This is a genomic window from Niallia sp. Kr1 (genome assembly GCF_050389805.1).
Classification (GTDB): Bacteria; Bacillota; Bacilli; order Bacillales; family Cytobacillaceae; genus Bacillus_BD.
In genome coordinates this window covers 1848032-1870535 of the sequence record NZ_CP130945.1, presented here as the reverse complement: position 1 = coordinate 1870535, position 22504 = coordinate 1848032, and the positions used below count along the sequence as shown (strand labels likewise).

Below are 22504 nucleotides of genomic sequence, written 5' to 3'. Positions count from 1 at the left end.
TCAAGGTATTTATATAGTATACACTATTTCAATATTACTAAAGTAAAAATTGCTTTCAACTTGTGTCTGATTTTTAGTGACCAATGCGATTAATCTCCTTTCAGTTTACAATGAGTCAAGGTGACAGGTTCCTTGACTAATTTTTGGGGTGTCCGTGAGTCGAGGGACCTCTGACTCATAGAGCATGAGCTTAATAAGGAAAAAGCCATCACACCTTATTAATGAATCTATGCCATTTTTTTAGTTAACTTTTCAGATAACCAAAATGTTCTTAATCAAGATTTAATTTATATAATATAAAGAACAAAATTTAGTGCATTGAAAAGGAGAGGTTTTTTTGAAAAATAGGAGATTTTTTATGTTCTTAGCCGTTGCCTTTTTATTGATTTTCGGATTTGCCACTGTGGTTGGAGCACAATCCTATGGTCCAGATGTATCAAAACAACTTTCAGATGTCCGGAAAGCAACAGTTAAATATCATGACATTAACGTAGCTTTTGAGGAAGGGTATACAACTGATTACTTTCTAGTTCCAAACATGGGAGTTCATCTAGTAAGAGAAGATTTACTTTTTGATAACGGTAGCCTTGACCCACTCGCACCTGAAGTTCTTGTTTACGAACCTAAAAAAAATGGTGGATATAAGCTGGTAGCTGTTGAATACATGACTGTTGGTGGAGAGCGTCCATCATTATTTGGTCAAGACTTCGATAATGGACCTTTCCCTGATTCTTTTGCTTTACATGCTTGGGTTTGGCAGGCAAACCCTGATGGAATGTTTTCTCCTTTCAATCCCAATGTAGCAAACATCAAATAATCTTCATTGATATTAACAAAGAAAAATAGACAAACCACTTAATTTGTATAAAGTTGGTGGTTTGTTCTTTTTTATCTTCTTTTTCTTCTTTTGGTACCACTGTCACCACCCGAAAAGTCTTGTTTCATATAAGGTTTCACGGGATGATTTTAGTATTGACAAGCTATTTAGCTTGAGAACGGATTAAACATGGTTAACATTCTTGTTTAGTTTAATCCTATTGTGATTGACCACCTTTCAATAATACATAAAACCAGTAATCGACAAATCCCTTTGACTTGTTGATTACCGTTGCTCGATCATGAGCCAATGGACCTGTCCCTCTGACTCATGATTTTAACGAAATTAACGTCTTTTGTTGACCTCTTTTTACTTCCAGCGTAAGGGTTACGGTTTTCCCTTGCTGTTGGGATACTTCATGCATCAAATGATCGGATGCTCCGGCAGCATAGGTTTTTCCATCGGACGTGATAAAATAAAAAGCTCCAGGTTCTAGACCTACGATTTGAGCTACTACATTTATGTGATTTAAAGAAGTAGCTTCGGCATTAGGAATCTTAATCGCTTGTCCTACTTTCAGTTTTGTTGGTACCACTGCTGGATTTAGTTCTTGAATAACTGAGGGAGAGACACCTAACGTTCTACCAATTTTCGTGAATGTATCACCGCGTTTAATCACATATTCTGATAAATTATTTTGGGTGCTTTTACCGATATCATTTTTAGTTGATACTGGTTTTTTATCCGTTAAATAGGATTCACTAACAAACGATGCTTTGCCATTGAAATCAATCTCAGCCCACCCATTCTTTACGGTTTTTACAGAAACAGGATCATTTAATTTTAGCTTTCCTACGATTGAACTGTTAGTAGATGCTGATTCTCTTACTCTCAATGAAGATGCCGTTACATACATCGTTTTTTCCTGCGATTCAACTTTACTAGAACCTGTTGAAACGGTTGCAGGTACATTAATTTTTTGACCGATTTTCAGTTTTGTTGGATCCACTGTTGAGTTTAGCTTTTGAATCGTAGAGGGAGCGACACCTAACGCTCTGCCAATTTTCGTGAAAGTATCACCGCTTTTAATCACGTATACAGCTGAACGTGTGGTGGTGTTAGCTTTCATCCCTTCTTTATTTGTAAGATAGTCAGAACTAACATAATAAATTCTACCTTCAATCAGAATACCAGCCCAGCCATTTTCCTCAAATGAAACCTTAACGACATCCCCTTTTTTATATTTTGTAAAAATACTACTGTCTGTATTCGGACGGGAACGGACATTTAGTATTGAAGCTGTTACCACCCTATCTTGTACTTTCGGTAAAAGAATCTTCTTTTCCCAAATCGAAGTTATTCCATTAGCCTCAATTATTTGTTTGACTGTAACCCCATGATCCCTAGCGATATTTCCGATTTTATCATTATTTTTAACCTGATATGTATATTCCTCAACCATTGCTGCATTCGTTGAAAGTGTGTTCAAACCAAGAATTATTGTAAAAATCCCAGTCACTACTAGTTTCTTTACTGGATTTTTTTGAATCCAGTGGTTCATTTGTGAAACATATGTATTCCAATTATCTCTTATGTCATTAAGAAAGCCTTTAATATCTATAACATTTTGTATATCAAAAAGATTATTGGAATGATCATACTCCCGTTTTTCCATTCTTGAAGAGAAAACCGGTTCTATATTGCTACGTTTTCTTTTCCCATGAGTTTCTTTTCTCTCTAATACTAATTTCCCGTTTTCAAATAATTCTTTCGTCATGATAGTAAAAATCTCCTATTCTGTCATTTAATAACAAAAATTCTTTCATGCTACCAAATAATAAATTTTTGCTTCTATTATAGAATTCGTAGCTATATGTCACTTTCTGTCTGTTTATGTCGAAAAAAAGGAAAAATCATCCTTATTAACCATTATTATCCATAAAAAGTAAGGATTACCATCCATTTGAAATAGTTATTTTTCATCATAAACATTGAGTCAAAGGGTCAGGTTTCTTGACTCATTTTTGGGATGTCCGTGAGTCGAGGGACCTGTTCCTCTAACTCACTTGTTATTGACAAGATACACTATTCTGTATTACTATATACCAGTAATAAGTAATACTAAATAGCAGTAACACAGAGTACCTGTGATGACAGTTGCATAAGATCATATCGTGAAAAAAACGGGAGGAAAAATTGGAAAATATTACAGAAATGCTGAAAGGTCTACTTGAAGGTTGTGTGCTTGAAATCATCAGCCGTGGCGAAACATACGGCTATGAAATCACACAACAGCTGCGAGAACTAGGCTTCACAGATATTGTTGAAGGCACAGTTTATACGATTACAATAAGGCTGGAGAAAAATAATTTAGTGGACATTGAGAAAAAACCTTCTACTATGGGACCGCCTAGAAAATTTTATAAACTCAATGCCAAGGGTAAAGAACAACTTGAACTTTTTTGGAAAAAGTGGGAATTTGTCTCAAGCAAAATTAACGAACTCAAAAACAAAGAAAATTAAAAGGAGGAACAATCATATGAGTATTTTTGAAAAAATCATAGGCAGTCTAGATGATAAACGGGAATGGAAGGAAATGGAGGCGCGTGGAAAAGCACTTCCAGAAGAGTACCGTAACGCTTATAATGCAATCAAAAAATATATGTATAGCACTGGTGGTCTCACGGACTGGAAGGATATCAAACGTATCTTTGACGCCATTCTAGACCTCCTAGAGGAAGGGGCAGCAGAGGGAAAACAAGTAACTGACCTCACAGGTGAGGATGTAGCTGCTTTCTGCGACGAACTAGTAAAGGACTCACAAACTTGGAAGGACAAGTACCGAACGAAGTTGAACGATACAATTGGTCGTCGTGGCTAAAGCGAATCTTAGTAATCGACAAGGCCCTGTTCCTTGTCGATTACTCATGTGTTTCATTGCTAAATACCTATTATTCTTAGAAGTTTGGTTTTTGAAGGTTATGTACTACACCTGATCCGTATTATTTAGTTATTACTATTAGAAGCTTTGCTCGGAAAACAGCATATTAAGCTGTTTAACTACTACGATATTTCGTAATAAGTTTCATTGAAAACAAAAAGGACAGCCCATTTTTTAAAACTACGGCTATCCTTTTTTTGAAACGTGGAACTACTCTGGTGTTTCATCTTTTTGGACAAAGCTTTGGATGTCTAGTTTGAAGGTTATCTATCTGTAGCTTTATGTTTTCTCAAAATGAAACACGAGAACCGTCCCTCTGTTTCATAATTTATTAGCAAATCGATTTAGCTTTTCGACCATTTCTTGAATTTCTTCCATAAAGTTTACAATTTGTTTTGTTGATGTCGCTTGTTTTTCACCGATGTCGGTAATCTTTTCTATAGATCCTTCCATGGAATTCATGGATTCACGAATTTTCGTCATGGTATCATCGATTACTTTTGTTGAAGCAGCCGTCTCATTTGATAGCTTTCTAACCTCATTCGCTACAACTCCGAAGCCACGTCCCATCTCTCCAACTCGGGCTGCCTCAATTGCCGCATTTAAGCCAAGTAAGTTTGTCCGTTTCGCAACATGATCAAGGATTTCAAGAACTTCTGATGATTTATTTACATCCTCACCAGTAGAATGAGATTGAAGCAATACCTTCTGTGAATAATCAGCAAGGGAATTTGAACCACTTGATATCATTTTGATTTGTTCATTTGCCTGTAATAAAGAGTTTAGTATTTGGTCTGCTATCGACCTTAACTCCGTTTGTCTTCTTAGCTGAACTGCTATCCCTCCTATCACATTTCCTCTATCATCATGTAAAGGAGTAGCCGTTCCCGTAAACTCAAAACCATAAAATTCTGAAGGAACATGATCTTTTAGAAATTTATTCTGTTTTAAAGCGATCGAAAGTGGCTCATCTGGGTTTAACGTTTGGTTTACTTTAATATGTAGATTGATATTTTCTCCAGGAAAATAGGCAATAAACTTCTCTAAATCACATACGGCTATTGATAGATCTGCGGGTATTGCTGTTTTTAATATAGGTATTATTGAAATTAGGTTTTGTAAAGTATTCATTTTATTGTTCATTTTACTACCGGTTTCCTTTACTTTGATGATTATTCATGGGACAAAGGAACAGGTCATTGCCCCATCCCTGTACCACTCATTTTATCTTCTGATATAATTTGTGCTTACTACTAATTCCTTTATAACAGTCTGTAACCTCCATGTATGAGATGGTTTCTTTATCACCGAGACCGAGAACACCAAACATACATAGGCTTTCATGAAATAGTTTATGAACCTTTTTTTGTAGGGTTTTATTAAAATAAATTAATACATTTCTGCAGAGAATGACATGAAATTCATTAAATGATCGATCGGTTACTAAATTGTGCTGGGTAAAAATGACGTTTTTAGATAAAAAGGAGTGAAATTTAACTCCGTCATTCATGACATTGTAATAATCTGAAAATGCCCTTTCGCCACCTGCCTGCAAGTAATTATTCGTGTATTTTTTCATATTATTTAGAGGAAACAAGCCTTTTTTCGCTGCGCTAAGTGCATTTGCATTAATATCTGTAGCATATATTTTTGTTTTTTCAAGCAGACCTGCTTCATGAAGCAAGATCGCCATTGAGTACACTTCTTCCCCTGTTGAACAACCTGCATGCCATATACGGATCGAGGGATAAGTGCGTAAAAGTGGTACTATTTTTTCCCTGAAATGCAAGAAAAACAATGGATCTCTAAACATTTCGGTTACATGAATGGAAAAGTCCCCCACAAGTCTTTGCAAAACTTGTGGGTCATGTAGAACCTTGTTAAGCAACTCAGTAATTGTGTCTAAATTCTCCTCGTGTACTCGATGCCATATTCGTCGTTTTATCGATTGATACGCATAGTTTCGAAAATCATATCCACACCATTCAAATAACCCTTGTAATAATAATTTAATTTCTAATTCCTCTAAATCATTCTTGGAATTATTATGATGTAAAGACAAGTTTCCCTCTGAATTGTTCATGTCCTAGTGATTCCCTTCTCCATCGTATAACCAAACTTTTATTAAAGAGATTAACTGATCAGGATCAACTGGTTTAACTAGATAATCTGATGCCCCTACTTCTAAGCACTTCTCTCGATCTTCTTTCATGGCTTTCGCTGTAACCGCAATAATCGGAAGATTTTTGTGGTCAGGCATTTTTCTTATTCTTTCTATTGCTTCATATCCGTCCATCTCTGGCATCATAATATCCATGAGCACCAAATCTATATCTGTATGATCTTGCAATAATTCAAGGCTCTCTAAGCCATTTTCAGCAAAGATCATTTCCATTCCACTCGTTTCAAGAATGCTGGAAATCGCAAATACATTCCGAACATCATCATCAACTAAAAGAACTTTATTTCCTTTAAGCACCTTGTTCTTACCTAATTCCTCTTTCATGAAAGAATGATCCTTTTCATCCGACTGACTGCTTTCACTCAAATATAATTGAAGCTCCGCTTTTAACCGCTTCGGTGAATGTTCATTCTTGATGATAATGGTATGGGCATATTTATTTAATTGCATTTCCTCTTTTATCGTTAAGTCTCGTCCAGTATACACAAACACTTTTATTTCATGGTTATCTTCCATTATTCTTTCTAATAGATCAAAACCGCTTGTATCTGTCAATCCTAAATCTAAAATCATGCAGTCAAACTTATTTACTTTGAGTTCTTCAATTGCCTCTCGACCGGTAGAAACAGCTTTCATAATGAAATCCATCTCACTAATTAATTCCATTAAGCTATTTCTTTGTCTTAAATCGTCGTCAACAATGAGTAATCTCTTAATAGGACTATTCTCCGCTATTGGCTGTTCAGAATGAGATTGATGGGATTCATTCGTACCTAGTTGAAGGGTGGAAGTTTCAATGGATACAGCCGCTTCATCTTGTCCCATTCCCATCGTTTCATTTACTTCATTTTTATAATTTCCAACATAGAATGTGAACGTACTTCCTACGCCTTCGGTACTTTCTACCATGATTTCTCCGCCTAATAGAGCAGCGATCTCCCTGCTAATCGAGAGACCTAAGCCTGTTCCTCCATATTTACGACTCGTTGTTCCATCAGCTTGTTGGAACGCTTCAAAGATTAAATCCTGTTTTTCTTTTGAAATCCCGATGCCCGTATCAATAACAGAAAAGGCAATCCTATCTACATCATTGGTTTTTGAAATTTCTAGCTTCACTTCACCCTGTTCCGTAAACTTAAAAGCATTTGATAATAGATTTTTCAAGACTTGCTGTATTCGAGCTTCATCACTATAAATGAAAGGAGGCAAGTCATCTTGTATTTGAATATGAAAAGATAAACCTTTTTCATCTGCAACTGGTCTAAAATTCATCTCAACAAACTCTACGATATCTTTGTATATGACATTACTGAGGTTTACCCTCATTTTTCCAGACTCTATTTTTGCTAAATCGAGAATATCATTGATTAATAGCAGTAGATCCTGTCCAGAGGAGTAGATGGTTCTTGAATATTCTACTTGCTTAGCCGAAAGATTTTGTTCTGGATTGTCAGCTAGTAGTTTAGAAAGAATTAATAAACTATTTAAAGGGGTTCGAAGCTCGTGAGACATATTTGCAAGAAATTCAGATTTATATTTTGAGCTTAGTGCTAACTGTTCTGCTTTCACCTCTAGCTCTACTCGTGCTTTTTCTACCTCTCGATTTACTATTTCAAAGTTCATATTTTGTACTTCCAAGCTTTTCGCCTTTTCCTCTAATTCTACATTGGTTTGTTCAAGTTCTTCCTGTTGAATTCGCAGCGTTTCTTCAGATTGACGAAGGGCACTGGTTTGCTCCTCAAGTTCCTCATTAGTTGCTCTTAATTCCTCTTGCTGACTTTGAAGTTCTTCAGATTGAGCCTGTATTTCCTCCATTAGCATTTGAGATTCTTCTAATAAGTTTGCTAATTGAATTCTACCCATCACACTTTCAATAATGATGCCTGCATCATGCATCAATTCTTCTAAAAAGCTTTGTTGCGTTTCATTGAACGGCTTAAAGGATGCTATTTCAAGAACGGCCTTTACATCCCCTTCAAAAATGATGGGCAATACATATAAATTTAATGGAGTTGCCTCTCCTAGTCCTGATGAAACCTGTACATAATCTGATGGGACATCTGTAAGGATAATCGGTGATTTTTCTAGGATGACTTGACCAATTAGGCCTTCACCAGCCTGAATCGTATTTGTTACATGTTTTCTTTTCTTAAAGGCGTATGATGCCAGCAGTTTGTACATTTTATCTTCACTCTTAGGATCCATATCTTTTACATAAAATACAGCATGAGCCGCTTCCACTGTTGGAATCACTTTTGAAAGGAATGTTCGACCCAAGGTTTCTAAGTCGTGTACACCACTGAGGCTCGTTGTAATATCAGCTAGATTTGTTTTCGTCCATGTCAGTTCTTGTTCCTTTTGCATTTGTTCCAATAAAGTTTCACCCATCCGATTGAATGATCTTGCTACATCATCTATTTCATCATTAGATAGCACTTCCACTTTCGTATTTAAATCTGTCTTTCCATTAGCCACATTACTCATAATGCTGGACATTTTATTTAATCGAGTTGAAAGAGTCCAAATACTTTTATAAAGAATCCATAGAACGAGCATGATACATAAAGCTAATATGATTGAACTGATGATGATATCTCTTTGAAAATTATTCGTCATGGTACTTAACGATGTTCCTAGTTCGGCCTCGAATGAAGCTGATAAATCCGCAATAACCTTCGTTACTTGATCATGAAAGGGTTTCGAACTTTCATTAATGAGAGCAAGTGCTTCTTCTTTTTTATTTTCAGAAGCAAAAGTAATGACTTCTTCGATATAGGCATTAAAATCATTATTAATTTTTATCAACCTTGCCGTTGCTTCTTCTTGATCTTTTGTAGAAATCTTTGATTCCAAAAGACTAATATTTTTCTTTATGGCTTCACTTTCTAATCGTAATTGATCGATTTCCTCCTGTATGGATTCGGTTTCTGTAAAAATAACCAAATTTCTTACTAATAGCCCTTCATCCTTAATGTCTGCACGAATTTGTCCAGCCAATATAGATGCATCATAGTTATCTTCAAGCACTTTACTCGCATTAGTCAGATGACTGATTTGAATCCAGCCAGTTACAATAAGAACGATTAGGACTACCGGTAAGGTGCTTAGAGCTAATAATAGCTTTGTTCTTATTTTCATTTGTTTCTTCCCCTTCTTGAAGTTAGGCTTCCTTGATTCGGGTTCTTCTTAATTAAAGAGCGTATTCCCTTCATGCATGAACGTTTCATATACCAAAGCAATCGCTTGGATACGGTCAGTGACATTCAATTTTTGAAAAATACGAGTAATATGATTCTTAACCGTATGTTCGCTTATAAACAATTGTTCTGAAATTTCCTTGTTGGTTAACCCATCCATAATTAACGTGAATACATCCATCTCTCGACTAGAGATGGAATAGGTCTTTTGGATATAGGTAAGAGCTATATCGAGAACATCTTTTTTTATCTTTTTATCTTCGTTTATATCTGTATTTTGGGTACTAGGATTAACATAGGATGATCCATCCATGGTTGTCATTTTTGTTCCCTCTTCTCGGAACAAGAAGGGGTTCTTACTTCTAGTTACAATAAGTTTTTCAAAATCAGAAGATAACAACGGAGGACTGAATAGATACCCTTGTACCTCGTCACAATTTAAATTGTTGATTTCTTTTAATTGTTCTTCTGTTTCAATTCCTTCTGCAATAACCGACATGTTTATACTACTTGCTAAGGAGATCATAAATTGAATAATGGCTTTACTATTATTTTGCTGATTTAACATGTCATCAATGAAAGACTTATCTATTTTAATGGCATCAAAAGGAAAACGCCTTAGGTAATTCAAAGAGGAGTACCCAGTTCCAAAGTCGTCAAGGCTAATAATAATCCCTATTTTTCTAAGTTGCTGCAAAGTACTTGTTACAACATCCTCATTTCCCAAAAGTACGGACTCTGTAATCTCAATTTCTAGTTGATCAGATTTTATGTTTGTTTCGGTCAGTACCTGTTGAATATGTTCCAATAGATTTTTTTGTAAAAATTGACGTGCTGAAAAGTTAATAGCAATGCGAACCGGACTAAGACCTTTCTTATTCCATACCTGTATTTGTTCACAAACCTTTTGAAGTACCCATTTTCCGATCTCAACGATTTGGTCCGTTTCTTCAGCAATTGGAATAAACTCACTCGGAGAAATGGCCCCCCAACTTGGATGATGCCATCGTAATAAACTTTCAGCACTTGTAATTTTTCCAGATTTTGTATTTACTCTAGGCTGGAAAACAAGCTCAAGTTCCCCTTTATCGATTGCTTTTCGAAGATCATTTTGCAATAAAAAAGTTCGATAGGATTGCATATTCATTCCTGAATGATAGACTTTAAACTTGCTTTTCCCTTGCTCTTTGGCACGATATAATGCGACGTCAGCATTTTTCATTAAAGTGTTTGAATCCTCCCCATCGTAAGGGAAAACAGATAATCCGATGCATGTTGTGATAAAAAGCTCATATTGGTCGATCATAAAAGGCTGACTAAACCCTTCTACGATATTTTCAGCTACCTCTAGTGCTTTTTCACGGTCCGTATCTGCTAAGATGATGTTAAATTCATCACCGCCTCCCCTTGCGACAAGGTCTTCCTCACGAACACTTGCTAAAAGCCTTTTGGACACTTCTTTTAGTAGTCTGTCGCCAACAATATGACCGAGAGAATCATTCACATATTTGAAACGATCTAAATCTAAATACAAAACCCCAAGTGTCTGGTTCATTCTTTTGGCATGATTTAATTTTAATAGCAATTGATCATTGAACATTCTTCTGTTTGGTAGATCGGTCAACCCATCATGATAGGCCATATATTCGATCACTTTGTTCTTTTCTTCAAGAGTCTTTGCTTGATGAATAAGAGTTTGTTTCATCTTATAGATTTCAACAAAGCCTTCAACCTTTGCTTTTAAAATAATGGGATCAAAAGGTTTTAGAATATAGTCAATGGCTCCCAAAGAATAGCCCATAAAAATATGCTCATTATCAAGATTATTAGCTGTAATAAATAATATTGGAATGTTCTTTGTTTTTTCACGAGTTTTAATAATCTTTGCTGTTCCAAAACCATCCATACCAGGCATTTGAACATCCAATAGAATGGCTGCAAAATCATATTTCAACAAATGTTTCAATGCTTCTTCCCCTGATGATGCTTTAACGAGATTGTAATCGTCTCTTTCAATGATAGCCTCTAAAGCTAGTAAATTCTCTGGTCTATCATCTACTAAGAGAATATTAACCTTGTCTTCGTTTTTCAAAACCTAATATCCCCCATTCCTTATATCTTACATGTATATACTTATCTTATTATAGGATAGCATACTACTAGGAATGATGGCATAGTTCTATGCTTGGAATTGGTATCCAAGTATACCATTTGTTATTAGATATTCTTTAGAATCGTTATCAAATGATTGAAATAAGGCTTTATTACAAAATCTTTAGCCCCACTATGCAAGGCTTCTTTAATTAAGGTCTTCTGTCCCATAGCTGAGCAAATAATCACATTCGCAGAAGAATCATACTCTCGGATTTCTTTTAAGACATCCACTCCATTTACTTTAGGCATCGTTAAATCTAGAAGTAAAATGTCTGGTGAAAAAGCTTTATATTTTTGTATCGCCTCTTGACCATCCTGTGCTTCTAAAATTACGTTGAAACCGCCTTTATTCAACATATCCTTTAACCACGTTCTCATAAACAAAGAGTCATCTGCTAAAAGTACGGATTTATCCAAATTTTCTACCCCCTTATCCAGTCTCCTGAAGCTTTTTTAAAAAGGTCATTTTATCTTCATTAATAAAGTTACATTCAGGAGGAAACGCTTGTTTTTTTAATTGTATAGAAAAATGATTTAAGGTTTTAATTAGATGATCTCTTTCCTTTTCATCAATGGTGAATTCCAGCCCATACTGGTAAATATCCTTTATTTCATTTTTCCAAGTTAGATGTCCATAAAGTTCTAGCTTTTCACCCAAAATAGTCGTTACAAATTTATAGGTTATGTCAGGGCGTACTGGTAGATGGATCGATGATAAGAACCTTAGTCCTCCAGGACCGATGTCTTCGATCAATGCCTCTGTTCTCCCTACTTCAACATCTCTGCCTTGTATTGAAATTAAAGTCATATCAGCTTTTAATGGGGATATCAGCTCGATCCTATAATATTTTCTTCGATCTTTTATTTTCGGTTTGTCACTTCTCATAATGGGTCTCAGGATAACCCTTTTTAATAGGTCCTGAAAATCCTTCTCTGGGATCGGTCTACTAAAAATATATCCTTGTATTTCCGCACATTCCTGTTGTTTTAAAAAGTCTAATTGTTCTAAGGTCTCAACTCCCTCTGCAACAACATTCATCTTAAGAGCATTCGCCATATAGATAATGGACTTAATAATGATTTCTACATTCGGTGTTTTGGTAATTTGACTCACGAATGATCGGTCAATCTTAATTGTATCAATGGACAAATTCTTAATATGTGACAAAGAGGAATACCCTGTTCCAAAGTCATCTAAAGCTACTTTTATTCCGAGTTCATCTAGGAATCTCAGTGCCGATTCAACCAACGTCTCATGTTTAACAATGGTTGTTTCAGTTATCTCAAACTCTATGAGGGTAGGATCAACATTGGTTTCTTTCAAAATACGAATAATGGTCGATTTCCAATCATTTCTTAAAAATCGTTGAGCCGTAATATTGATGGATATGGGAACAACTGGAAGCTCTGCTCGTTTCCACTCTGTGATAGATTGACATACTTTCTCTAAAACCCAATCACCGATGTCGATAATAAAACCATTTTCCTCTGCAAGTGGGATAAATTCTCCTGGAGAAACTAATCCCCACACTGGATGTTGCCAACGTACTAAAGCTTCTGCACTGACAATTTTTCCAGTAGATGCTTCTACTCTTGGTTGAAAATGAATCAATAATTGATTATGATCAAGGGCTTTCCGTAAATCTCTCTCCAGTTCATATTGTTTAAATGAAGGGATATCTAAAGTAGGAGAATAAATGTGGAAATTATTCTTTCCGTTAGACTTCGCTCTGTTTAGGGCAACATCCGCATACTTCATAAACTCCTCTAAAGATACTTCATTAGAAGAGGTTATACTAATCCCAATACTAGCCGTAATAAATAATTCAAATTTCTCAACCATGAATGGTTGTTTTAGACTCTCAATGATCATCTTGGCAATTGTTTCTGGAAACTCTTTTTCCTTATACCCCCATAGGATAATTCCAAATTCATCTCCAGCAATTCGTGCAAATAAGGCCTTTTCAATCAATAACTCTTGTACTCTTTGAACAAAATGTTTCAGTAATTTGTCTCCAATAACGTGACCCAGAGTATTGTTGATATTTCTAAAACGATCCATATTTACATACAAAACGGCAATTGTTTCCTTCTTCTCTTTTGAAAAGAGAGAAGTGATTTTTTCATCAAAAAGCTTACGATTTGGTAATTCCGTTAAAGGGTCATGGAAAGCTAAATATTGAATTACTCTTTCATGCTCTTTCTGTTTTGTAATATCTCTAATAAATCCATCAACCCTAACAACATTGCCTTTCTCATCGATTTCTGGAATCGTTTTATCTTGCACCCAAATCATTTGACCATTATTATGGCATATTCGATATTGAATATTGAAACTTTTTCCTTCTGCTACCTTCGAATATTCATTTAAATAATGATTAAGATCATCAGGATGAATAATAGATTCCCAAGCTTCTCTATTATAAAAATATTTTCGAGGATACCCAGTGATCTCTTCTATACCTGGGGTGATCAAGATGTTCCCTTGATTTAATAAATCGAAGGATTTGATCCCTAAGGATAAATTCTCATATATATGTTCAAACCTTTGCTCACTTTCTTGCAACTTGTTTTCGACTAATTTTCTTTTTGTAACATCTTGTGTCATTCCAAATAGACGGATTGGTCTACCAGCTTCATCAAAAACCATTTCTACTTCTTCTGAAACATAAATAAGAGTCATATCCTTGCGAATAATTCGGTATTCAATCCTGTAGCCTCTTGACTCCTTTAAGGATTGGTTTAATGTTTTTTGATATCGGTCACGATCATCTTGGTGTACGAATTGTAAACCTTCATTCAAATTCGTCACATGATGATTATCTTTCGTTCTCCCAGTCAGTTCAAACAGGTAGTCGGACCAGTAGATTTCATCTTTAAGAACATCGTATTCCCAGCTGCCAATTTTTCCAACTTGCTGTGATAATTCTAAGCTGGTTTTTATTTTTTCTATTTCATCTTTATGCTCAATATTACCTGTAATATCCTTTGCTATAGCATAAACTGCGACTACCTTCCTATCTTGGTTTACAAATGGAAGATATGTAACATCCATTTTTAATTTGCTTATATTTTTGTAACATATCTTGACCTGGAACTTTTGCTCATCTCCCTTTAATGCTCGCTTAAAATATTTACTATTTTCCTTATTTTTCTCTTTAATATAGTTCTTAAATTCCGTTTCTAATTCTTGATCAGTAAGACTAAATTTGTCTATCACCGTTTTATTAAGATAGATTGGCTCTCCATAAACACTTAAGGCAAATACCGAATCGAGATGGTTTTCAAATAAAGTCTCAAATGTCGTTTCATTAAGCAACGTCTCACTGTCAATAAGAGAAGAGTCGTTTCTTTCATTTATTTCATTTCTTGTTCCTAGTATAAACGGGAAAATCCCCACGTGAAAAACCTCCTATTATTGATCTTTTCATCTAAATAAATTCAGTTTTCTTAATACCTTAATTTTCTATTATTTTGAAAGGTAAATGTATCCCCGTCTATTCTCATTAAAATAGGAAGAAGCTCCTTTTTTTCCCCATTTCCTATTTTTTTAGGAATCCATTCTTCCTAGTTCTACATACCTACCTTAACAATGAGTTATTTCACCAAATTCATTCCTTCAAATAAATTAATCGTGCAATCCGTTATTAATAGGGCGCTATAATTTTCGTACCTACCAAAACCTTTCTAAATATGAGCAATAAAAATGGATGACTGATCTCATTTCACGTATCTTGTAGAGTAAGAAACTGATTTCAAAGGGATAGCTTTTGCTATCTCTTTTACTTTCAGCTCCTCCTCATCAAACCGTACGTGAAGTTTTCCTTCATACGGCTTTCCGACGTTCTTCTTTCCTTGGCTTTACAGCGTCTAACTAGCTAATTTCACTAATATATGTTTCACTTCTTTTCTTACATCCTTTAAATTTCCATGTTTCTTACGATTATTTCTCTTTTTGTTATGAAATAAGGTAAGTCGTTCTAATACATACCAGTCGATTCTATTTAGCCATTTCTTTGCGTGAGCCGAGATAAGATAGTAATTCTTGAAACCTTGCAGTTTCCTATTTAGCCCTTTTACTAACTCTCTGATATCCAAGTATAATTTATTCCTTGGTTCTGTATAGGCTTTAATCTTAGAACGCATTTTCTTCATCGCATTCCTCTTAGGTATATGTGACATGACATATAACGTGTTTCCACCTTTTCGTCTGATTGGAAACTTCCGATTATGAAATCCTAGAAAATCGAAACCATCTATGTCATTCCACAGATTAACTAGTCTCGATTTATTTCTATTAATAGTAAGGTCAAGTTTCCTCATTATTGATTGGATGACCTTTATACTTTCAAGTGCTTGTTGTTTGGTTTTACACATAATGACGAAGTCATCCGCATACCTTATGAGTTCACCCAAGTCTTTGAACTTCTTCTCCCAAAGCATATCCATTGTATTTAGGTAGATATTAGCTAAAAGAGGTGAAATTACACCACCTTGCGGTGTACCAGTAATTGGATTTCTTATTTTGCCTTCCTCCATTATGCCTGACTCTAGCCATTTTCGAACAAGCTTTAAAACCCGTCGATCACTAATCCTTTGTTCTAATATTTTCATCAACTTGTATTGATTAATATTATCGAAATATCCTTGGATATCGACGTCTACTACCCAAAAACATTTCTTACTGGCTTTTCTTATCTTTGCCATCGCTTGATGGGCATTTCGCTTTGGACGAAAACCAAACGAACAGTCATGAAAGTCAGCCTCGAATATTGGTTCAATAACCATTTTCGTTGCCATCTGTACGACCCGATCTTTAATAGTTGGAATTCCTAATGGACGTTTCTTTCCATCATCCTTTGGAATATAGGTTCTTAGGACTGGACTAGGGTGATAACGCTTCTCCTTTAGTTCCAAATAGAGCTCGTTCATAAATTTCTTTTCCCCGTACTCCAAGACGATTTGTTCAATCGTCTGTCCATCGACACCTCCACTTCCTTTCTTTCGCTTCACACGTTGCCATGCCTCCCATAGAATATCAGGACGATAGATTTTGTCATATAAAGCGTGAAATCTTCGAGTTGGACATTCCTTGGCACAAAGATATAACGTCTTCCAGAGTTCTTGAGCTTTTACTTTATTGGTGTAGTTAGTCATTTTCCTGACATTCACTGACTCTTACCTCCTTCTGACATATGAACGAAGTAGGGTAATGGCTTGCGCCGTCCTTCCCTAGACAATGTTGTGTTGTCATTGTCATTAATGGTACTATGACCCCCTCCGACTCCCTCTCATCCATCCACCACTTCGTTTGCACTTATAGGTTTCTGCTTTACTTTCGTTAGAAAGTGACAAGGAGGGTATCCCCAGTTCCGCTAACTACTTTACTAACATGTCGCTCCCCATACCCCGAGAGATTCATTGGTGCTGCTATTCCAAGATCTTCACACCTTCCATGGTCTTCGCCCATTATCCCAAGGCTCGACTTCTCTTTGGCTACCGTAGGTAGGTTCTTTTGACGAGACGGCAGGATTCACTTTATGTTACAACCTGTTAGTTTGCTCGCACTCCGCTAGGGAGTTACTTTGTCACAGGGCTTCAACCTTAGAATTTCTTCACCAGTTGCCTGTCAGCTACTGAGCGTCTTGGTACTTACTCAGGTTGGACTTTCACCAACTAGCAATTAACGGCTTGCTAGGCACGCAAACAATAAAAAAAGCACCTTCTATTGAAGATGCTCATTTTTAAATATCCATTAATTTTTTTTCGTATTATTGGCTAACGGCTATCTTTGATGCTATATAGAAAAAGGCACGATTCATTCAAGAATCGTACCCTTTACTGACCTCATCCTATTTTATTATTTTTCTAAGTGCTTATTAACAATACGAAAATCTTTAACCTTAAGCAAGTTTGCAATATTTCAACTAATACTCATCATTAAAGCTAAATAACTTGAAAAGACAAATAGGACACTAAGCAAAAATGTAATCATTGCTGATGTTTTTTTAAAGAATGCGTAAAAAATCATGACCAAAAATAGAAGGGAAATAATAATGAGGAAAATACCCATTGTATTGATACTCAATTGAATATCCATCCCTGGATTATACTGACCTTGATAAAAAATTTCAAACAGGAAAGATAGTCCATCTATTTCTGGTGTACGAGCACTTGGGGGTGATTGTTGACCCATTGCCGCCGTTACAGAAAAAATAAGAAGGGCAACAATACTTTCTACTCTCACCCATGGAATCGGATTGAAATTATGGTTCTTTATTAAACTGCGACGAATCAATATGCCATTGATGGCAGCATAGACAAGCAATGAAATAATAAGTAACTGTTTCATTAATAAAAATTGCCCATAATTAACCGTCCACGAATCCGGATACTGTGAAAGATCCATGAAAAATGACATCAGGACAATCCCAGAAGCCGCTGTCAAAAGAACACAACCAATCGCAAGTGGGGTATACCAACGTAAAAACTTTAGCCAATTTGAGTGATTTTTGGAAAACCAACTGACTCCAAACAATACTCCCATCCAAATGCTAACGGCAGTAAAATGAGTCAGATGTGTTATTATCCCTATTCCTTGTTCTAAAGAACTTGCATGACTAGACCATGCAAGTCCTATGATTAAAAGAAATGTTAGAAAACATCCAATCCAAGAATATTTTGGCTGTTCCGGATGATAAAATTTTACGAGAAATATTAGCAAAAACAAAACAACAAGGGAAGTAAAAATCCATGCGTTTCCCATGTCAAACGTTAAAAGTACCGTTTGCATCCCCTCTTGCCATCCTAATCTTTTTTGCAAATTCAAAATTAACACGAGCACAGGTGTAAAGGAAAATAGGGCTACACCAACTGCAGCCAGTATCATATATCTTTTTTCCACTAAAATGGTTGGACGAAAATCATTTGAGATGAGTGATAAGATAAAACTCCCCATTAATATGGAAAAACAGAGATATAAAATGAATTCGCTAAAAATTACAGCAGCCATTGATTATTTCTTTCTCCTTAATACGAAGAAGATGATAATAATTGCCAATACTAATACGACTACAATAACAGATACGAGATTGGAAGATCCTTCATTTTCTGTTTGGTCACTAGCAACATCATTTTCTGTTGTATTGGCATTTTGTTCGGGACCTTGATTCGTCTCATCATTTGAGTTTGCTTCGCTATTCTCACCATTTTCAGTTACCGGTTCTTCATCATTGCTGTCAGCTGGTGGAGTTTCTGTTTCCGAAATATTTACTACAAATGAAAACTCCCCTTCCATTTGATGTCCGTCCGCACTAATGATGTTCCAAAGAACTTGATAATTTCCGTTTTTCAAATCATTTGGAATTTTCCCTATCACTTCAGTATCGGTAACGATAATTTCTTCTATTGAAACAGCTTGTCCATTAGGATCCAGTAATTCAAAAGTACTGCCTATTTCAACCTTACCATCAAAGGTTAATGTGATTTCACGTAATTCTTCGGTAACCACTTCTCCATTTTCAGGTGTGGAACTCTCTAAATGAGAATGTGCAAAGGTAGCAGGTGCAAATGAAAACAGGACTAGTAAAGTGATTAAAATAATTTTCTTCAAGATATTTCCTCCTAATCATTTTTATACCGTATCTGTCATTTGTGTTGTACAAACAATACAATAAAATCGACAAATGACAATCATTTTCAATTATAATATATAACAATAATAAATTTAATCTTTTTGCTCCTCTAACTTGTAACCATACTTTTATGGGTAGTGATAAATTTATGGTTACAATATATGTCTACCTTTATTTAAACTAACCCGCTTCGAGAGCTTAAGGGCATTTCTTCATATATTTATACAACGTCAAATTATAAGGGGTTTAGTATAGTTAATTTAAACTAAAAAAAAGCTGATGCATAAGGGCACCAGCTTTTTTAGTATATTTTTTCATATATTATTAGGAAGTTGTTAGGAAATACTGAAACTAGATTTGCTAAGTCACTAATATTTAGCCGCTTTTTTTTCACTTTTTAACAGTGTTTGCATAATGAGTTTACTCAAATGACTAGGTTTATAAGGCTTTACCAGGTACTCCTCTGCTCCCAAGGAAAAACCTAGTTCTTTATCATCGAGTGCTGATGATACAAAAATCGGTATATCTTTCAATTCTCTGCTTTCTTTGATTTTCTTCATAATCGTCCATCCATCTATTTCATCTTCAAGCAGAATGTCTAGAACAATCGCGTCTGGTACTGACATCTTTAATTGTTCCAACGCCTTTTTACCATTATTAAAGTGTTTTACATGAAACCCATTATCTTGCAATTCATGGTTTAAGAGTTGTGCCAAACTAAGGTCGTCCTCAATAACCATAATCGTGTATTGAAGCATCGTATCTTCTTGTATATTTTTATTTTCAGCTCCTATGCTTACTTGAGGGAATCTAGTAGTAAAAACACTCCCTTTTCCATATTCAGACGTTACAGAAATTGTTCCATCGTGTGCTTTGACAATCTCTTTGACAATAGAGAGTCCAAGTCCCGTCCCTCCAATTCTTCTTCGGTCCGAATTGTCGACTCGGTAAAATTGTTGGAATAAATGAGGAAGTGCATCTTCTGGAATACCTAGCCCTTCATCTTTAAAATCTATGGAAATCATATTGTCATACCCATACATTCTGATGAAAATGTTTCCACCATCAGGTGAGTATTTTATCGCATTACTCAATAAGTTCGTAAATACTTGTTCAAGTTTATCCCGATCTCCGAGAATAATGGTATCCTCTAATTCAATGGATAGGTTCATTTTGTGCAAGGTTGAATGAACTGCTTGGAGCTCCATTACATTCCGCAAAATGGAAGCGATGTCGATAAATTTCTTTTCATATGTCTGTTTACCAGACTCCATTCTTTGAACATCTAGAAAATCATTGATGAGTGCGGTTAGCCGCTTAGCCTCTTTATAAATGGTATTTAGATACTTTACTTTTCTCTCAGGTTTTAATTCTTTCGTGATTAATAGTTCTGTGAATCCGAGAACACTTGCCAATGGTGTCCGCAACTCATGACTCACTGTACTGACAAATTCAGACTTCATTTGAGCTACTTGATATTCTTTGGTTATATCACGATGAACAAGTAATGTTCCATAGTCTTCATTGTGTTGATTTTTAAAAGATTTACAATATACTCTAATCACTTGGTTACTATTGTTCAACCTGTATATAAACGAATGTTCTTCATCTGCACGAAGAAAGGCCGAATCTATTAATTCATTTAGGGAATCAATGAAGTCATTTTCTTGAACCTGCCCTGCCATCCTTTCACTCCATTGTTTCCATGAAAGTTCTAGCAATTCATCAGCCACATTTGTGCCCTTAAATATTTCACGAAGCTGTTGATTTACTTGAATAATTTTTCGATCCCGATCAATTAACTGGATTCCTTCTTGGACCGTATTTAAGATATCTTGATTTAATCGCCTATCATTCTCAGATTGTTCAAACAGCCTGATTTTTTCAAGATAAATAGCTATTTGCCTTGCTAAGGTATCATACTCCGCAATCTCACTTTCTGAAAAAGGATCTGCATATCTGGTAAACATCATAATCGCTACAACTTGACGTTCCATAAGAATTGGCACATACAAATCATAGCTAAAAAGCGGTATATCATGATATCCCTTCTCCTTGGGATCTTGTTCCCGCTTTACGGTAAATGGTCTTTTTTCATTTATTAAACGAAGAATGAATCCATTGTCTAAATTTCTCCTAAATTGTTCTATACCAAAGCGTGAAACGGCATAGGAAGCAAAGTTGTCTTCATCAAGGTAGGTAATAATTCCTTTATCGGCCCCCGTAACTTTACACATGCTCTTAACCATACTTTGAAGTACTTTCTCTTTATTTAGTGAAGAAGAAATACCATTTATTAACTCATTTCTCCTTATCAGTTTTTGTTCTTTTTCAGATATAATCTCCAGGGTTGCTTGTAGTTCTTGTTGTTGAGCTTGAAGCTCTTCTTGTTGGGCAATAAGCTCCTCATTATGAGCAAGTAAATCTTGTTCTTTTTCTTGAATTCTTCTTGTCATTTTTTGAAATGCTTCCGACAAAGTGCCAAGTTCATCTTTTCGATTTGAATCTACTCTTATAACCGCATCTCTGCCAGCTGCAATTTCATTGGCTGAATGGGTAAAATTAGCAATCGGTTTCGTAACGTTCTTAAAAATTTTATGAATAATCAATAATAGGAGTACCAGAAATATCATAAAAAAGAGAATAATACAGTATTGGATAACTAATTGTTTCTTCATTAAATTCTCGGCATTATCGTTGAGTTGTTCTTCAATTAACTTAATGTAAGAAGTAGTCTGTTCCAAAAACTCTTTTACCCTATTTTGATCGTTATTATTTTTTAAATCCGCACTTGAAACTTCATTAATTTCATCATCCTTCATGATAGGGAAAAGGATGTCAGTAAAATAATAGGTCGTAAAGTTATCGATAACTCGATACATGGATCTTTCTTGTTCGGTTTCAATCAATGGTTGTAGTGCGTTCATTTGTTTTCTAAGTTCATTTTCTTGATCAAGTGCAAACTTCTTTTTTTCCGGTATTTTAATAGTTATGGAATCTGACATGACTAAAATGTCTGTATTTAACTGATTATAAATATAATGGATCAATTGCTGTTTTTCTTTGAGAATTGCGCGTTTTTGAAGATAATCATCCTGAATTTTATGTTGAAAATAGAATAATCCCCCAGTCGCTACAATAAAAAAGAGAAAACATATTCCTATTAATGAAAAAACTTTATGAGATAAAGAGCTATTAAAATAATTAATTAGTTTCGTCATGTAATATACCCTGTACTAATTCCAATAGTTCCATTGGACTGAATGGTTTTGCCATAAAATAATCTGCGCCTGTTTGTAAAATCTCCTTTTGTTCATAGGATTGGTTCTTTGCAGAAAGCATAAGGACTTTTGTACGCTCCTTTGTTTCAGCATGACGAATTTTCTCTATCACCTCAAGCCCTGTAAAAACAGGCATCATATAGTCTAGGATGACGAGATCATATGGATGATTTTGCCATAAATCTAGTGCCTCCCCTCCATCTGCTGCTTCATCGACTATATACTCTTCATCTTCAAGTGTATCAACTATAAGCATGCGAAGAACTTCTTCGTCCTCCGCTAATAAAATTCGTTTCAA

Annotated in this window: 15 protein-coding genes; 3 read left to right on the top strand and 12 right to left on the bottom strand. The window is 35.3% G+C overall.

Annotated elements, in window-relative coordinates; genetic code table 11:
- The first annotated feature begins 337 nt into the window (after positions 1 to 337).
- Positions 338 to 817, top strand: a complete 480-nt coding sequence (locus Q5760_RS09225; RefSeq protein ID WP_428911891.1) for a hypothetical protein — start codon at positions 338 to 340, stop codon at positions 815 to 817.
- Positions 818 to 1145: 328 nt separating this feature from the next.
- On the opposite strand, the gene Q5760_RS09220 is transcribed toward Q5760_RS09225, so the two are convergent.
- Positions 1146 to 2594: a LysM peptidoglycan-binding domain-containing protein gene (locus Q5760_RS09220; protein WP_428911890.1), complete on the bottom strand. Its 1449-nt coding sequence runs from the start codon at positions 2592 to 2594 to the stop codon at positions 1146 to 1148.
- Between the two features lie 419 nt (positions 2595 to 3013).
- Here Q5760_RS09220 and Q5760_RS09215 point away from each other — a divergent pair, with 419 nt between their 5' ends.
- Together Q5760_RS09215 and Q5760_RS09210 are read left to right on the top strand one after the other, a co-directional pair.
- Positions 3014 to 3340 carry a PadR family transcriptional regulator gene (locus tag Q5760_RS09215; RefSeq protein WP_428911889.1) on the top strand — a complete coding sequence of 109 codons (327 nt, stop codon included), beginning with the start codon at positions 3014 to 3016 and terminating at the stop codon, positions 3338 to 3340.
- A gap of 16 nt (positions 3341 to 3356) precedes the next feature.
- On the top strand, positions 3357 to 3698 hold the full coding sequence (locus tag Q5760_RS09210) for a DUF1048 domain-containing protein (protein WP_428911888.1): 342 nt from the start codon (positions 3357 to 3359) through the stop codon (positions 3696 to 3698).
- 381 nt (positions 3699 to 4079) lie between these two features.
- Here the strand turns inward: Q5760_RS09210 and Q5760_RS09205 are convergent, their stop codons facing one another.
- The 11 genes from Q5760_RS09205 to Q5760_RS09155 all read right to left on the bottom strand — a co-directional run bounded on the left by Q5760_RS09205 (position 4080) and on the right by Q5760_RS09155 (position 22504).
- A complete protein-coding gene (locus tag Q5760_RS09205; protein WP_428911887.1) occupies positions 4080 to 4901 on the bottom strand; it encodes a methyl-accepting chemotaxis protein in 822 nt (273 codons plus the stop codon).
- Positions 4902 to 4977: 76 nt separating this feature from the next.
- Complete coding sequence (locus Q5760_RS09200) at positions 4978 to 5841, bottom strand: CheR family methyltransferase (RefSeq protein ID WP_428911886.1); 864 nt, start codon at positions 5839 to 5841, stop codon at positions 4978 to 4980.
- Positions 5842 to 5844: 3 nt separating this feature from the next.
- Positions 5845 to 9078 carry a response regulator gene (locus tag Q5760_RS09195; protein WP_428911885.1) on the bottom strand — a complete coding sequence of 1078 codons (3234 nt, stop codon included), beginning with the start codon at positions 9076 to 9078 and terminating at the stop codon, positions 5845 to 5847.
- Positions 9079 to 9126: 48 nt separating this feature from the next.
- A complete protein-coding gene (locus tag Q5760_RS09190; RefSeq protein ID WP_428911884.1) occupies positions 9127 to 11229 on the bottom strand; it encodes an EAL domain-containing protein in 2103 nt (700 codons plus the stop codon).
- A gap of 125 nt (positions 11230 to 11354) precedes the next feature.
- Positions 11355 to 11708 (bottom strand): response regulator, encoded by a 354-nt coding sequence (locus Q5760_RS09185; RefSeq protein ID WP_428911883.1) that lies wholly within the window; start codon positions 11706 to 11708, stop codon positions 11355 to 11357.
- A 13-nt stretch (positions 11709 to 11721) separates the two neighbouring features.
- Positions 11722 to 14691: an EAL domain-containing protein gene (locus tag Q5760_RS09180; RefSeq protein WP_428911882.1), complete on the bottom strand. Its 2970-nt coding sequence runs from the start codon at positions 14689 to 14691 to the stop codon at positions 11722 to 11724.
- A gap of 470 nt (positions 14692 to 15161) precedes the next feature.
- Positions 15162 to 16463, bottom strand: a complete 1302-nt coding sequence (gene ltrA, locus Q5760_RS09175) for a group II intron reverse transcriptase/maturase (RefSeq protein ID WP_428908370.1) — start codon at positions 16461 to 16463, stop codon at positions 15162 to 15164.
- Between the two features lie 751 nt (positions 16464 to 17214).
- Positions 17215 to 18303: a copper resistance D family protein gene (locus Q5760_RS09170; protein ID WP_428911881.1), complete on the bottom strand. Its 1089-nt coding sequence runs from the start codon at positions 18301 to 18303 to the stop codon at positions 17215 to 17217.
- 3 nt (positions 18304 to 18306) lie between these two features.
- Positions 18307 to 18903, bottom strand: coding sequence for a copper resistance CopC family protein (locus tag Q5760_RS09165; protein WP_428911880.1), 597 nt, complete (start codon positions 18901 to 18903; stop codon positions 18307 to 18309).
- Between the two features lie 390 nt (positions 18904 to 19293).
- On the bottom strand, positions 19294 to 22146 hold the full coding sequence (locus Q5760_RS09160; RefSeq protein WP_428911879.1) for an ATP-binding protein: 2853 nt from the start codon (positions 22144 to 22146) through the stop codon (positions 19294 to 19296).
- Positions 22130 to 22504 carry a response regulator transcription factor gene (locus tag Q5760_RS09155; RefSeq protein ID WP_428911878.1) on the bottom strand — a complete coding sequence of 125 codons (375 nt, stop codon included), beginning with the start codon at positions 22502 to 22504 and terminating at the stop codon, positions 22130 to 22132. The genes Q5760_RS09160 and Q5760_RS09155 overlap by 17 nt, the downstream gene beginning before the upstream one ends.